Source organism: Micromonospora sp. NPDC005203 (assembly GCF_042872705.1).
Classification (GTDB): Bacteria; Actinomycetota; Actinomycetes; order Mycobacteriales; family Micromonosporaceae; genus Micromonospora.
In genome coordinates, this window is the sequence record NZ_JBIAKV010000003.1 from 352,381 (window position 1) to 367,976 (window position 15,596).

5 protein-coding genes are annotated in these 15,596 nt (G+C 72.9%); all 5 read right to left on the reverse strand.

Annotation, left to right across the window (positions count from 1 at the left end):
* Positions 1 to 214 precede the first annotated feature (214 nt).
* The 5 genes from ACFYPM_RS11385 to ACFYPM_RS11405 are packed head-to-tail and all read right to left on the reverse strand — an operon-like array spanning position 215 to position 15,586.
* On the reverse strand, positions 215 to 5,779 hold the full coding sequence (locus ACFYPM_RS11385; RefSeq protein WP_387194236.1) for an amino acid adenylation domain-containing protein: 5,565 nt from the start codon (positions 5,777 to 5,779) through the stop codon (positions 215 to 217).
* Positions 5,779 to 8,895 (reverse strand): amino acid adenylation domain-containing protein, encoded by a 3,117-nt coding sequence (locus ACFYPM_RS11390; RefSeq protein ID WP_387194239.1) that lies wholly within the window; start codon positions 8,893 to 8,895, stop codon positions 5,779 to 5,781. The genes ACFYPM_RS11385 and ACFYPM_RS11390 overlap by 1 nt, the downstream gene beginning before the upstream one ends.
* Before the next feature lie 55 nt (positions 8,896 to 8,950).
* Positions 8,951 to 9,139 (reverse strand): MbtH family protein, encoded by a 189-nt coding sequence (locus ACFYPM_RS11395; protein WP_387194242.1) that lies wholly within the window; start codon positions 9,137 to 9,139, stop codon positions 8,951 to 8,953.
* Entirely contained in the window at positions 9,139 to 10,092 is a 954-nt protein-coding gene (locus ACFYPM_RS11400) for a TauD/TfdA family dioxygenase (protein ID WP_387194245.1), read from the reverse strand. The genes ACFYPM_RS11395 and ACFYPM_RS11400 overlap by 1 nt, the downstream gene beginning before the upstream one ends.
* Before the next feature lie 22 nt (positions 10,093 to 10,114).
* Entirely contained in the window at positions 10,115 to 15,586 is a 5,472-nt protein-coding gene (locus ACFYPM_RS11405) for an SDR family NAD(P)-dependent oxidoreductase (RefSeq protein WP_387194248.1), read from the reverse strand.
* Between the last annotated feature and the right edge of the window lie 10 nt (positions 15,587 to 15,596).

A 15,596-nucleotide genomic window follows, 5' to 3' on the forward strand; every position in this document is an offset into this window, starting at 1 on the left:
GGCTCGTCCAAGTCGTAGCCCCGCAGGATCGCCCGGGCCATCTGGGCGCTGCTCGACGTCCGCGGCTTTGCCGACGCGGTGCTGGCGCCGCTGCTACTGCCCTTCGGCCCGCTGGGCGCAGAGCCGACCGTCGCCCGTCCCTCCACCAGTCCCACGGCCACGTCCGCCACGTCGAACCACGCCTGCTGGAGCAGGCTCGCTCCGCTCAGTATCGTCACACGCCGACCGGCATCCGTTCCTCCTCGCGCTGCGCGGCCCGGGCCGCCAGCCGACGCTGCCGCTCCTGCGCACCGATCAGGTCGTCGGGCAGCGAATCCGCGACTTCAAGGTCGAAGCGGCGGAGCAGCCGGATCGCGAACCCGCCCAGGGTGATCAGGATCAGCGTCGCGCCGAAGCAGACGTACGCGAAGCCGATGCCCCGACCCGGACCGGTGCCGATCACCGCGCCCACCGACCCGGCCAGAGCCCCGTCCGGGGCGAGCAGCGGCTCGAACAGGCGGGTGGCCGCCGGGGCGATCAGCGCGAACCCGATGGGCAGCGTCGACCAGGAGATGGTCTGGTTGAGGCTGAACACCCGGCCGTGATAGCGCTGCGGCACCTTGACCTGGACGATCGTGGCGTAGATGGACTGTGCCGTGGTCATCGACATGGCCAGCCAGAACGCACCGACGCAGATCATCGCCACGGACGCGTCCAGGCCGACCAGGACGCAGCCGACCGCCGTGCCGAGGTTGCCGATCAGCACGCCGATCATGCGTCGGTTGCGAGGACCACCCCAGAGCGACATGAGTACGCCGCCGGCGACCGCGCCGAGAGCCTCGGCGAGGGCCACCTGGGCCACCTGCGTCGCGTTGCCGAAGGAGAGCACCAACGGGGTGGTGAGCACCAGCGCGGGCGCCAGGAAGATGTTGCCCAGCGCGAAGTAGCCCAGCATCAGCCGGAAGCCACGGTGCCGCCACGAGTAGCGCAGACCGTTGGCGATCGCCACCAGCAGTCGCTCCCGGGGTCGCCATCCGAGCAGGTCGGGGAAGCGGACCACGGACAGGGTCACCACCGCGATCACATAGCTGGCCACGTCGAGCAGCAGGATGCCCTTGAGGTCGATCGCGGCCAGCAGGCCGGCTGCGAAGACCGGCATCAGCAGCATGGCGAACCCGTTGGAGAGCTGGGTGATGCCCATCGCGTGGCCCAGGTAGCGCTTGGGCACCAACTGCGGCACCGCCGACTGGAACGCGATCCGTTGGAACGAGCCGGCCACCTGACTGAGCGCCACCAGGCCGTAGATGTGCCAGAGCGCCAGGTTGTCGGTCCAGAGCAGCGCGGCCAGCACGAGCTGGACGGAACCGGCACTGCAACTGGCGATCATCATGATCTTGCGGCGGCTGATCCGGTCGGTGATCGCCCCGGCGACGGGCAGCACCAGCACGCCGCAGATCAGCGCCAACGCCCAGAGCAGACCCAGGTCGGTCACCGAGCCGGAGCGGGTGAACAGCCAGATCGGCAGGGCGAACGCGGTCAGCGCCGAACCGGTGGTGGAGACGAGCTGCCCGACGGTGACCGACACGAAGCGGGCCATGCTGGGCCGGACCACCGGCCTGTCCGGGACGACGACGGCGTCGACGCCCCGGGTGTCGGCCACCGCCCAGCCGGCGTCCTCGCCCCGCGCCTGCGGGGTCAGCTCGCCGACGTCGCCGGCGATCAGCGCCGGGTGCACCTGGGTGACGATCTCGGCCAGTTCCTGCGCGCGGTACTTGAGGAAGAAGTGCCCAGCCTGGTCGAGCACCACCAGCCCGAGGCGGTCGCTGAGGAACTGCCACTCGGCGTACCGCTCGATGTGGTAGTCGGTGACCGGGTCCTCCGAGCCGACCACCGAGATGATCGGGGCGCGCAGCTTCACCGCGCCCTGGTCGAGCAGGGCGGTGAAGTATTCCTCGGAAGCCCGGGAGTCGGCCCGCATGTTGCTGATGATCCGGTCCGCCTGCTCCGGCTCCAGCTCGTCGGTGTCCACACCCATCGACTTGAGCCAGCTCGCGTAGTGCTTGTTGCTGCGCAGCTTCTCCAGTTTGGTGCGCACTGCCGCGAACAGGCCCTTGGGCCGGGCGAACGGGAACATCGCACCGATGTAGAGCGCGGTCAGCTCCCGCCCGGCGGCCTCCACCTTGCGGGCCACCTCGGCGACGATCGCGCTGCCCACGCCGCAGTGCCCGTACAGGGCGAGCGGGCCCTCGACGCGCTCGATGATCTCCTCGGCGACCCGGGTGGTCAGCTCGTCGAAGGGCAGCGCGTCCTCGGTGAGCCCCACGTCGTGCCCGGGGATGGCCAGCGACCAGAGCGCGTGCCCGGCCGGCAGCGCGTCCGCGAGGGGCTGGTAGACGATCGCGCTGCCGCCGCCGTACGGCACGCAGACGTAAGTGATCACTCTTTGGGCCGGCGAGATCGGCTTGGTCAGCTCGTAGAGCAGCCGACGGGGCCCGTCGCCACCGCCACCGGACATGAACGTGGCCAGGTCGCGGATGGTCCGCTGCTGGAACAGGTCCATCACGCCGACCGGCCGCCCACCATGCTCGGCCTTGCGGATGCGGGCCACCACCTGGGTCGCGAGCATCGAGTGCCCACCCAGGTCGAAGAAGTCGTCGTCGATGCCGAGGGTGGCCACACCGAGCACCTCGGACCAGATCGCAGCGAGCAGCCGCTCGGTGTCGTCGCGCGGCTCCACGAGCGCCACCGAGGCGGCGCGGGTGACGACCGGCGCGGGCAGCGCCCTGCGGTCCAGCTTGCCGTTCGGGGTCAGCGGCAGGGCGTCCAGGGTGACGAACGCCGCCGGCACCATGTACTCCGGAAGGGTCTCCTTGAGCGCCACCTTGACCGCGTCGTGCTCGGCCGCGCCGACCAGGTACCCGGTGAGCCGCTTGTCGCCGGGGGTGTCCTCGCGGACCAGCACCACCGCCTCGGTCACCCCGGGCTGGGCGCGCAGCGCGCTCTCGATCTCGCCCAACTCGATGCGCAGGCCGCGCAGCTTGACCTGGTGATCGATCCGGCCGAGGAACTCGAGCACACCGCCAGGCCGGTCACCGGGCGCGACCTGCCAGCGGGCCAGGTCGCCGGTACGGTACAGCCGGGCACCCGGCTCGCCGGAGAACGGGTCGGGCACGAACCGCTCCGCGGTCAGCGCCGCCCGACGGTGGTAGCCGCGGGCCAGCCCCACCCCCCCGATGTGCAGCTCACCCGCGACTCCCACCGGGCACGGGTTGCCCCGGGCGTCGAGCACGTGCAGCCGCACGTTGCTGATGGGCGCACCGATCGGCACGCTGGCCACCTCGGCCAGCAGCGCCGGGTCACACGCCCAGGAGCTGACGTCGATCGCCGCCTCGGTCGGGCCGTACAGGTTGTGCAGGCCACCGCCGGGCAGCCGGGCGTTGAAGTCCCGGGCGGCGGCGAGCGGCAACTCCTCACCGCTGCAGATCACCCGGCGCAGCGCCGTGGCCGCCTCGACGCCGTCCTCGGCGAGGAAGACGGTGAGCATGGACGGGACGAAGTGGGCGGTGGTGACCCGCTCGGACACCAGCAGGTCGCGCAGGTAGCCGGCGTCCTTGTGACCGCCCGGCTCGGCCAGCACCAGCCGCGCGCCCTCGCGCAGCGGCCAGAAGAACTCCCACACCGACACGTCGAAGCTGGCCGGGGTCTTCTGCAACACCGCGTCGTCGGCGCCGAGCCGGTAGGTGCGCTGCATCCAGTGCAGTCGGTTGACGATGCCCCGGTGGGTGTTCGGCACACCCTTGGGCCGGCCGGTCGAGCCGGAGGTGTAGATGACGTACGCGAGGTGCGCCGGGCCGGCCGTCGGCGTCGGGTCACTCGTCGGCTGGTCGGCCCAGACCGCCTCGTCGTCCAGGGCGAGCACGGTGGCGTCGGTGACCGGCAGCGCGTCGCGCAGGTGTGCCTGCACCAGCACCACCGGCGCGGCGGCATCGGTGACCATGAAGGCCAGCCGGTCCGCCGGATACTCCGGGTCCAACGGCAGGTAGGCGCCGCCGGCCTTGAGTACGCCGAGCAGGCCCGCGACCAGCTCCACCGAGCGTTCCGCGCAGACACCGACCAGGGTCTCCGGGCCCACCCCGCAGGCGCGCAGCCGGTGCGCCACCCGGTTCGCCGCCGCGTTCAGTTCGGCGTACGTCACCGAACGGTCGGCGAGTCGCAGCGCCACCGCGTCCGGAGTACGAGCGGCCCGCTCCTCGATCGGGGCGTGCAGCGTCTGCTGCCGGGGGAAATCGTGGGCGGTGTCGTTCCACCCGGCCAACAGCTCCCGCTCGGCGGGTGCGAGCAGATCGAGCGCGGAGACCGGCAGATCCGGGGTGGCGACCACGGCGCGCAGCAGCGTGGTGAGCCGGTGCGCCATCCGCTCGATGGTGGCCCGGGTGAACAGGTCGGTGTTGAAGACCAGCTTGCCCCAGAGCCCGTTGCCGGTCTCGACGGCGTGCAGCTCGAAGTCGAAGCGGGTGGCGCGCAGCTCCATCGGATGCCACTCGAAGCCGACGTCGGCGTCCCCGGCCATCCCTTCGAACCGGCCCATCTCGTAGTTCTGCAGCACGAACATCGCCTGGAACACCGGTGAGCGGCTGACGTCACGCGGCAGACCCAGCTCGTGCACGACCCGGGCGAACGGCACCTCGCCGTGCTCCAGCCCGTCCAGCACCGCACGGCGGGTCCGATCCAGCAGCTCGGTGAATGTCGGGTCGCCGGCCAACTCGGCACGCATCGGCAGCATGTTGATGAACATGCCGACCAGGTTCTCCAGCTCCGGAGCGGACCGGCCGGCCACCGACGCGCCCACCGCGAAGTCGTCCTGCCCGGCGTGCCGGGCCAGGAACACCTGGTACGCGGCGAGCAGCGTCATGAACATCGTGCCGCCGTAGGCACGGGTCAGCGCGGCCAGTCCCTCGGTAGCGGCGGCGTCCAGAGTGAACTCGACGAAGTCACCCCGGTACGTCTGGGTGGCCGGCCGCGGCAGGTCCAGCGGCAGCTCCAGCGGGGTGATCCCGGCGAGGCGCTCCTTCCACCAGTCCACGTGCCGCAGCGCGCCCGGCCCGGCCATCTCCCGTGCCTCCCAGACCGCGAAGTCTCCGTACTGCACCGGCAGGGCGGGCAGCTCCCGGTCGCGGTAGCGGGCGATCAGGTCACGCAGCAGCACGTCCACGGACCAGCCGTCACCGACGATGTGGTGCTGGCCGAGGAAGAGCACGTGCTCGTCGACGCTCATCCGGTCCGCAGTGCCGTCTTGCGGCGCGGCGGCCGGATTATCGTCGCAGGCGGCCAGCCGGATCAGCAGAGCCCGCAGCAGCGGCCCGTTGGCCAGGTCGAACGGCTCGACGGCCGCCTCGTCGACAAGTGCCTGGGCGGCGGTGTCGTCGGCGGCGTCCACCACGGTCAGCGGCACCTCGACGACCTCGTCGAGCACCACGGTAGGCCGGCCGTCCGAGTCGGCCGGGAACCGGGTGCGCAGCGACTCGTGCCGATGGGTCAGGTCAGCCAGCGCGCGGCGCAGCGCCGCGACGTCCAGTGGGCCACGGACTCGCAAGGGCACCGCGATGTGGTACGCCGCCTCGCCGGGAGCGAGCTGGTCCATGAACCAGACCCGCTCCTGGGCGTACGACAGCGGCACCTCGGCGTCCGGCGGGCGGGGAGTGATCCGCGCGGCGGGCGGGCTGCCTGACCGGCGGCGCAACCGCTGGGCGATCAGCGCCTGCCGGGCGGCGTCGCGGGCCGAGTCCTTCACGTCGGTCATCAGGGGGTGTCTTTCTCCGCCGCGAGCAGCGCGGCGACCTCGGTTTCGGAGAGTTCGTCGAGCTCGGCGGCGATCCGCTGCTCGATCTGGGCGGCCAGGTCGGCCACCACCGGGCTGCTGAACAGCGCCCGCATCGGAAGCTCCACGTCCACCTCCGCGCGGATCCGGGCCATCGCCCGCATGCCACGCAGCGAGTTGCCGCCGAGGGCGAAGAAGTCGTCGAGCGCGCCGACCTTCGCCAGTTGCAGGATCTCGGCGTAGACCTCGGCGACCAGCACCTCGGCGTCGGTACGCGGGGCGAGGAAGCCGTCGGCGGCTGCGGCGGCGGCCGGTGCCGGCAGCGCGGCGGTGTCCAGCTTGCCGTTCGGCGTCAGCGGCAGCGCGTCCAACCAGACGATCGCGCTCGGCACCAGGTGCGCGGGTAGCTCCTGGGCCAGGTCTGCGGCGAGCGTCGCCTCGTCGACCCGGCCGACCAGGTAGGCGACCAGGGTCGGCTCGCCGTTGTCGGCGCGGACCACCACCGCGGCCTCGGCCACGTCCGCGCGGGCGCGCAGCACCGACTCGATCTCGCCCAGCTCGATCCGCATCCCCCGGATCTTGACCTGGTTGTCCCGGCGGCCCAGGTATTCCAGTGCCCCGTCGGCCCGCCAGCGGGCGAGGTCCCCGGTGCGGTACATCCGCTCCCCCGGCGACCCGTACGGGCAGGGCAGGAAGCGCTCGGCCGTCAGCGCCGGTCGGCCCAGGTAGCCCCGGGCCAGTTGCGCCCCGGCGATGAACAACTCACCGACCGCACCCGGCGGCACCGGGTTCAGCGCGGCGTCGAGCAGGTGGACCCTAGTGTCCCAGGTGGACCGGCCGATCGGCACCGGCCCGGCGGGGACCGGCTGCTCGGGAGCGATCCGGGCCGCGACACAGCCGACGGTCGCCTCGGTCGGGCCGTACTCGTTGATCACCGCCACCTGAGGGTGGGTGGCCCGCCAGCCAGCCAGTTGTTCGCCGGTCAGCGCCTCCCCGCCGATCACCAGATCGGTGGTGGGCGACAGGGCGTCGTCGAGCAGCGGCAGGTGGCTGGGGGTGACCTTCAGGAAGGTCGGCCGACCACCGGCCCGCGCCGCCGGGGTGTCGATGCCGGCGAGCCGGACCGTGCCCCCGGCGGTGAGAGGGCCGAGCAGCCCGGTCACGGTCAGGTCGAACGAGACCGGTGAGTGCAGCAGCGCGACACCGGCCAGCCCCGGGTAGGTGTCCCGGGCCCAGGCCAGGTACGCGGTGACCGCGCGGTGCTCGACCAGCACGCCCTTGGGCCGCCCGGTGGAGCCGGAGGTGTAGAGCAGGTACGCCGGGTGCTCCGCACGCAACGGCGTACGGCGGTCATCGTCGGTGAGGTCGGCGGAGTCCAGGTCGGCGGCGGTCGTGTCGGTCAGCACCAGTGCGTCGGCGGGGGCCAGCGCGGCCGTCTGCGAGGTGGCCAGCACGAGCGTCGGCTCGGCGTCGGTCAGCAGGTAGGTGATCCGATTCGCCGGATAGTCGGTGTCCACCGGCAGGTACGCGGCACCGGCCTTCAGCACCGCGAGGATGGCCACCAGCAACTCCACCGAGCGGGGCAGCAGCAGCGCGACCCGGGTCTCCGGGCCGGCACCGCGCTCGACCAGCAGCCGGGCCAGTTGGTTGGCCCGAGCGCTCAGCTCGGCGTAGCTCAGCTCCTCCCCGGCGCAGACCAGCGCGATCGCGGCGGGGGTGGCGACGACCTGCCGCTCCACCTCGGCCACCAGGGTGATCGGGGCGACCGCGTGCCCGGTGTCGGTCCAGGCGCGCAGCAGGTCACGGTCGGCGTCGTCGAGCAGCGGCAGCGCCGACAGCCGCGTCCCCGGGTCGGTCACGGCGGCGATGAGCAGCCGCAGGTAGCGGGCGACGACCGCCTCCGCGCTGGCCCGGTCGAACAGGTCGGTGCGGTAGACCAGCCGGCTGGTGCCGCCGGTGATGTCGAAGGCCAGGTCGTCCTTGGTGGTGCCCAGCGGCACCGGGTCCAGGCCGGAGTCCGGGATCAGGTTCAGCGCGGTCTGGAACACCGGCTGCACCGACGGGTCGCGCTGCGGGGCGACCGCCTCGACGATCCGCTGGAACGGGGTCTGCCCGTGCTCCATCGCGTCCAGCAGGCCGGTCCGGACGCGGCCGAGCACCTCGGTGACGGTCGGGTCGCCGGTGAGGTCGCACCGCAGCGCCACCGGGTTGACGAACATGCCGATCAGCGGGGTCAGCTCGGCGGTGTCGCGGCCGGCGGTGGAGACGCCCACCACCACCTCGGGGTCACCGGAGATCCGGGAGAGCAGCGCCGCGAAGGCGGCCAGCAGCACCATGTACGGGGTGGTCGACGTGCCGGCGGCGAGCCGCCCGACCTGGTCCAGCAGCCCGTCGGGGAGGTCGAAGCGCACCTCGTCACCGGCGAAGCCGAGCTGGGCTGGGCGCGGCCGGTCAAGCGGCAGGCCGGTTACCGCCGGCGCACCGGCCAGGTGACCGCGCCAGAAGGCGAGCTGCCGCTCCAACTCGGTGTCGGTGAGCTGGTCGCGCTGCCAGACGGCGAAGTCGGCGTACTGGATGGGCAGCTCGGGCACGTCGGCGGGTGCGCCGGTCAGCACGGCCCGGGTGAACGCGGTCAGCTCGGCGTCGAAGAGCACCGCCGAGTGGCTGTCGAAGACCGCGTGGTGCACCACGAACTGCAACCCGACCCGGTCGGCGGCGAACCGGACCAGCCGGGCCCGCCACGGCGGCGGGGTGTCCAGCGGGATCGGGCTACGCGCCAGCTCGGCGAGGGTTTCGTCGTAGCGGGTCGCCCGCTCGTCGGCAGGCAGACCGGTCAGGTCCAACTCCGGCAGTTCCACCGGCTCGACGGCCCGGACCACCTGCACCAGCGCGCCGTCGACGATCCGCAGGTGCGTACGGAGTGACTCGTGCCGGGCGACCACCTGGCCGAACACCTCGGCGGCCTGTGCGGCGGTGACGCCGACCGGGAACCGCCACGGCGCGGAGACGTTGTAGACCGGCGACCCGGGGTCGAGCTGGTTGGCCGTCCACACCCGCTCCTGGGCGAAGGACGCCGGGAAGGTCCACTCCTTGCTCATCGTTGCCGCCTTCCGTTCGCGACTGCGGGGCTCCGCTGCGCTGCGCTCCTCGCGCTCACAAGGCACCCTCGCGTACCGAGCGGGGGCGCATGTCGGTCCAGACGGTGTCGATGTGCGCCAGGCACTCCTCGCGGGTGCCGGCGAAGCCGGTGTCGTGCCATCCCGCCGGGAGGTCCCGCTCGGCCGACCAGATCGAGTACTGCTCCTCGTCGTTGCGCACGACCAGGAATCGGGGCTCGGCCATCACTGCTCTCCGTTGGTGTCAGGGGTGTGCGGTTCGGCCATCGCGACGGCGATCTTGCGGGGGCCGGTGAACGGTTCCCGGCCGTGCGCGGCGGTCATGTTGTCAACCACCAGCACGTCGTCGCGGTGGTAGTCGAAGCGGACGCTCGCGGCCCGGTAGGCGGCCCGCAGGTGGTCCAGGACGTCGGCGGGGATCTCGCCACCGTCGCCGTAGTAGGTGTTCGACGGCAGCCCGTCGGCGCCGAACATGTCCAGCAGGCCCTCCTGGAGGTCCTTCGCCAGGCTGCTCACGTGGAAGAAGGTGGCGTGGTTGAACCAGCGGGGAACGTCCGAGCCGGGGCGGCGGTGCACGGCGTCCCGCACCGCACGGGTGCGCAGCCCGTCCCGGCCCACCCACTCCAGCGTGATCCGGTTGGCCGCCGCGTACGCCTGCACCTCGCCACGATCGTCGGTGCCGAACACGTGCTGCCAGGTGGTGCCGAAATCTTCGTGGAAGTTCCGGATCAGCATCCAGCGCCGGCGTACGAACTCCTCGCGTACCGCCGGGTCGATCTCCCGGTAGACCTGACGGATGTCGGCCAACGGGGTGGCGCCCAGCGTCTGCGGCGCGGTGATGCAGTAGAAGAACAGAGTCAACGGCCACCGCGCCTGGTACGAGTTCTCGTTGTGCAGAAAGATCTCCTCGTCCGGTGGGTAGTCGGTCGAGGTGTACACCCGGCCCTTGATGGCGTGCCGGGGCGAGGACCGCTCGGTGTAGGTCAATGGTTCCCCGGACAACGCCCGGACCACCTGGTCGAAGCCGTCCACCCCGCCCACGTCGAAGCCGCGGAACAGCAGCCCACCCTGGTCGGCCAGGCTGGCCCGCAGCTCGGCGCGGCGATCGGTGATCAGCTCGGTCAGTGCCCGGCCGTCGGCTTCGACGACCACGGGCAGCGTGGCGATCGTGTCGCTCATTGCTCGTTACTCCTGATTCTCGTTACGCGCGGGGCAGTCGCGGGATGGCGGAGGCCGGCGCCAGGGCGGCCGGATCGTCGGTGTTGGCGGCACGCAGCTCCTCGATCCGGGCGGCGAGCCCGGCCACCGTGGGGGTCTCGAAGAGGCTGCGCATCGGCAGTCGCACGCCGGTCGCCTTGCGCATCGCCGCGATGAGCTGCACCGCGACCAGGGAATTGCCGCCCAGGGTGAAGAAGTCGTCGTCGACGTCGACCTCGGCCATCCCGAGCCCGTCCTGCCACACCCTGGCGATGATCTTTTCCAGCTCGGTGCCCGGTGCGGCGCCGCCGTCCCCGAGGCCGGACCGGGTCGAGCCGGTGACCGTGTCGTCGCCAGCGAGGTCGTCGGCGGTGACCCGACCGGCCCGATGCCGGATGTCGGCCACCGTCCGGGTGGCGATGACGACCTGGGCGCCGAGACCGGCGGTGAGGCTGCGGCGGAACGCCTCCGCACCATCCACCGGCCGGATGTCCTCGGTCGAGGCCAACGACGGGGCATCGACCGTGGACGTCGCGGTCAGGCCACCGGTGACCGCCCCCTGGTCGACCCGGCGCAGCACGAAGTCGCTGATCGCGACCAGCTCCCGGCCGTCCGGGTCGCGCAGTGACAGGTCGGCGGCGACCACCTCGTCGGTGTGACCGGGCCGGTGTCGCAGCTCGCTGGTGAACCGGGCCGGCAGCGGCCCGCGCACCACGATCCGGCCGTAGGACAGCGGCAGGTAGGCGCCGCTGCCCTGGCCCCGGCCGAACGCGGTCGCCACGTCCAGCAGCGCGGGGTGCAGGCCCCAGGCGGGCAGGTCTCCGAGCGCAGCGGCAGGGGCCTCGATCACCGCCAGCTCGGTGTCGTCGGCCAGATGGTGCTCGTTCAAGGCTGCCCAACGCGGCCCGAAGGTGAGCATGCTGGTGCGGCCCCGGCCGAAGGACGCGTCGTCGTCCACCCGCCGACCGGTGGCTTCGACGCGGTGGGCCGGCGGGGTGGGCTCGTCGGTCCAGCCGGCTCCACCCCGTACGTGGGTGCGCAGGAGACCGCCGGCCAGGCTCCGGACGGCGAAGTCGGTGCCGCCGTCGTCGGCCGGCGTCAGCTCCACCCGGTACTGGGCGATGGTGCCGTCGGGCACCGCGAACGGCTCCAGGAAGACCACGTCGCGCAGCTCCACTGCCGCGCCCCCGTCGGGCGCGGGGATCGCGGCGGCCACCGCGGCCCGCACCGACTCCAGGTGGGCGGTGCCCGGCACGACCGGTACGCCGGCGATCCGGTGCTCGTCGAGCAGCCAGTGGGTGCTGGCGGAGACCAGGCCGTGCAGCACGGTCTCCGTCGGCCCGCTGACCTTCGTGGTGAGCACCGGGTGGTCGACGGTGCTGGTCACCGTGTCGCGGCCGGCGGCCCGGAACCCGGCCGGCGCGGCGGTCTCCACCGCCATGCCCACCTCGGCCCAGCCGCCCCAGTTCTGCGACAGCACCGGGGCCCGCCAACCGGCACCCGAGCGGGCGTGCGCGTCCAGGAACGCGTTCGCGGCGCAGTAGTCGACCTGCCCGAAGCCGCCTACCAGCGCGGTGATGGACGAGCAGAGCACCACGAAGTCCAGCGGCAGGTCGCCAAAAACCTGAGCCAGGGCGAGCGTGCCGGCGAGCTTGGGAGCGAGCACCCGCTCGGCCTCGGCCCGCTCCTTCACCTCGACCATTCCACCGCCAGGCAGACCGGCCGCGTGCACGATGCCGTCGATGCCGCCGTACGCGGCCTGCGCGGCGTCGCGGACCCGGCGCAGGTCGGCGGGGTCGGTGACGTCGGCGGCGAGCACCAGCACCTCGGCACCGGCGACTTCCATCCGGCGGATCGCCGCGATGGCCCGACCGGCCCGGTCGTCGCCGTGCACGGCGAGGTGGTCGTCCCACCGCTCACGCTCCGGAAGCCCGGAGCGGGCCAGCAGCACCAGCCTGGCGCGGGCGCGGGTGGCGAAGTCCTCGGCCAGGGTGATGCCGATGCCGCCGAGCCCACCGGTGATCAGGTACCGGCCGCCGTCGCGCAGCGCGCCCGGCTCCCCCTCGGCGTCGAGCGTCACCTGCTCGACGTCGGCCACCCAACGCCGGCCCCCACGGAGGGCGACCTCCGGCTCCCGAGGACGGCGCAGCTCGGCGACCAGCGCGGTGACGTCGTCGTCGGCCGGGTCCGCGTCGACCAGCCGGACGGCCAACCCGGGTAGTTCGGCCGGGAGCACCCGGGCCAGGCCGGCGAGGGTGGCGTGCTCCGGGCGGCGCAGGTCGTCGCCGCGCACATCGCCGGTGCCGGCGGTGACCAGGTCCAGGACGACATCGCCGTCCTCGCCGGTCAGGCCGGCGCCGGCCAGCGCCTGCACCAGGTGCAGGGCGCTGAAGAAGCCCAGCTCCTGGGCCGCCCAGGTGGCCGCGATGTCGGTGCCGGTCGGCGCACCGTCCAGGGTGAAGGCGTGCACCAGCCGGGTCGGCAGTCCACCGTCGGCGGTGAGCGCGGCGACCAGCGCCTCATGATCCGAGCGCACCCCGGGGCGCAGCCGGTAGCCGCCGTCGGCGGTGAAGGCGTCGCCGGGGCGTACCGGGACCGGGTCGGCACCGGCGGCCCGCAGGCCGGCGACCAGGGCGTCGCCGCGCGCACCCGCCGTCAGCACCAGGCAGCGGCCCAACGACCCGGTCGGCGGCAGCGACGCGGCCTGCCGCCAGACCGGCACCGCGAACCACTCGGTCAGCGCTCGCGGCCCGGCCTCCACCGAAGCGGCGGCGACCTGCTGCTCCGGGTCCGGGTCGATCCAGTAGCGGCGGCGCTCGAACGGGTAGCTGGGCAGCGGCACCCGCCGCGCCGCCGGGTCCACGTCGAAGCGTACGGGCAGCCCGGCGCACCAGAGCGCGCCGGCGGTGCCGAGCAGAGCGGCCAGGTCTCCGGTGGTCTCCCCGGCGGCGGGCAGGCTGCCCAGCGGGATGAGCGGTCGCTGCTCCGGCGCTGCCTTGGCGACCTGCATCCGGGCCAGGCTGGCCAGTTGCCGGCCGGGACCGCACTCGACCAACTGCCAGGTGCCCGCCGCCAGCAGGGTGGCCACACAGTCGCCGAAGCGGACCGGCTGGCGCAGGTGCGCCGCCCAGTACGCCGGGTCGGTGGCCTGCTCGGCGGTGATCCAGGTGCCGGTCACGTTGGAGAGGAACGGCGCGGTCGGCGGGCGCAGCGACACCGTGCCCATCAGCGCGGTGAACTCGGCGAGGATCGGCTCCATCATCGGCGAGTGGAACGCGTGCGAGGTGCGCAGCATCTTGGACTTTGCCGTCAGCGTCGCCGCGAACGCCTCGACGGCGGCGGTCTCGCCGGCCACCACGCAGGTTCCCGGCCCGTTGACCGTGGCCACCGAGAGCCCCTCGGGTAGCACGTCGGTGACCGCCGACTCGTCCAGCGAGACGGCGAGCATCGACCCGGTGGGCAGCGACTGCATCAGCCGGCCCCGGGCGGCGACCACCCGCAGCGCGTCCGGCAGGCTCAGCACCCCGGCAACGGTGGCCGCGACGTACTCACCGATCGAGTGGCCGATCATCGCGGCCGGGCGTACGCCGGTGGCCTGCCAGAGCGCGGCCAGGGCGTACTCGACGGTGAACAGCGCCGGCTGGGTGTAGCGGGTCTCGGTGAGCTTCTCCCCCGCCATCGGATCCCGACCGAGGATCAGGTCACGCAGGTCGATGCCCAGGTCGGGGAGGAGCAGTTCGGCGCACTCGTCGACGACGGCAGCGAAGCGGGGCTGCTCGGCGTGGAGTTGCGCGCCCATCCCGGCGTACTGGGAACCCTGACCGGAGAACAGGAGAGCGACTTGCGGGGCTGGACGCCCGGTCGGTGCTGGCGCTCCGCGTTTCGGGGCGCGCAGGGCCGTGCCGGCGCTGGGGAGATCCGACGCGACCACCGCGCGGCGGTGCGGGTGCGGGCGGCGGCCGGCACGCAGGGTGTGCGCGACGTCGGCGAGGTACGCGGGCCCGGCGTCCGTGGCGCCGTCCAGGTGGGCGGCGAGGCGCTGCACCGCGGCGTCCAGGGCGCCCGGGGTGGCCGCGCTGACCTGGAGCAGATGCGCCGGGCGCACCCGGCGGTCGGTGCGGTACGCCGCCGGCGCCTCCTCGAGCACGACGTGCGCGTTGGTGCCGCCGATGCCGAACGAGCTGACCCCGGCCCGGCGCGGCCCGCCGTCGGTGTCCCACTTGGTGAGGGTGTTCGCCACGTAGAACGGGGTGTCGGCGAACTCGACCGCCGGGTTCGGCGTCTCGTAGTTGATCGTCGGTGGGATCAGCCCGTGCTCCATGGCGAGCACCGTCTTGATCACGCTGACGATGCCCGAGGGTTGGCTGAGGTGGCCGATGTTGGACTTCACCGACCCGATGCCGCACCAGCCCCGCTCGTCGGTGTCCCGGCCGTAGACGGCGGAGAGCGCGGCGACCTCGATCGGGTCGCCCATCGCGGTGCCGGTGCCGTGCGCCTCGACGTAGCTGATGGTGCGCGGGTCGATGTCGGCCATGTCGACGGCCTGGGCGATCGCGGCCACCTGCCCGTCGACGCTGGGCGCCGTGAAGCCCACCTTGCCGGCGCCGTCGTTGTTGATGGCGTTGCCCCGAACCACGGCACGGATGTGGTCCCCGTCGGCGATCGCGTCGGAGAGCCGCTTGAGCAGCGTCACCCCGACGCCACTGCCCCACACGGTGCCGTTGGCTGCGGCGTCGAACGGGCGGCACCGGCCATCGGGCGAGGTGAAGCCCTCCATGCCGAGGTAGCCGACGTGCGGCAGCTCGATGTTGACACCGCCGGCCAGCGCCATGTCGCACTCACCGTTGCGCAGTGACTCGCAGGCCAGGTGGAACGCGACAAGCGAGGTGGAGCAGGCGGTGTGCACGGTCAGACTCGGCCCGCGCAGGTCCAGCCGGTACGACACGTTGGTGGCCACGTAGTTCGGCGAGTTGCCGGTGGCGATGGAGACCGTGCCGTGTGGGTTGCCGCCGACCCGCTGGTTACGCAACACGTAGCGGTGCAGGTAGGTGTTGCCGCCGGTGCCCGCGTACACGCCGATCGCGCCGTCGTAGCGGGCCGGGTCGTAGCCGGCGTCCTCCAGCGCGGTGTGGCAGGACTCCAGGAACAGGCGGTGCTGCGGGTCGGTCAGCTCCGCCTCCCGGGCGGTCATCCCGAACAGCGTGGCGTCGAACTCGTCGTAGCCGTCGACCAGCGGGGCCCGGTTGACCCAGCCCGGGTCGTCGACCTCCGTGGGTGTCGCGCCCCGGGCGAGCTGCTCCTCCCGGGTCAGCTCGGTGGTGGACTCCACGCCGTCGAGCAGGTTGCGCCAGAACTCGTGGACGTCGGCGGCACCGGGCAGGCGCGCGGCCAGGCCGACGATCGCGATCGGTTCGATGCCGTGGTCAGGTGACTCGGTGACGTCGTCGGACTGCTCGGCTGCGGTTGGGTTGCTCATCAGGCTGTCC

Excerpts from the sequence above, each read along its gene's own strand:
- ACFYPM_RS11385 (WP_387194236.1), bottom strand. The coding sequence starts at position 5,779 with ATGACCGACGTGAAGGACTCGGCCCGCGACGCCGCCCGGCAGGCGCTG.
- ACFYPM_RS11390 (WP_387194239.1), bottom strand. The coding sequence starts at position 8,895 with ATGAGCAAGGAGTGGACCTTCCCGGCGTCCTTCGCCCAGGAGCGGGTG.
- ACFYPM_RS11395 (WP_387194242.1), bottom strand. The coding sequence starts at position 9,139 with ATGGCCGAGCCCCGATTCCTGGTCGTGCGCAACGACGAGGAGCAGTAC.
- ACFYPM_RS11400 (WP_387194245.1), bottom strand. The coding sequence starts at position 10,092 with ATGAGCGACACGATCGCCACGCTGCCCGTGGTCGTCGAAGCCGACGGC.
- ACFYPM_RS11405 (WP_387194248.1), bottom strand. The coding sequence starts at position 15,586 with ATGAGCAACCCAACCGCAGCCGAGCAGTCCGACGACGTCACCGAGTCA.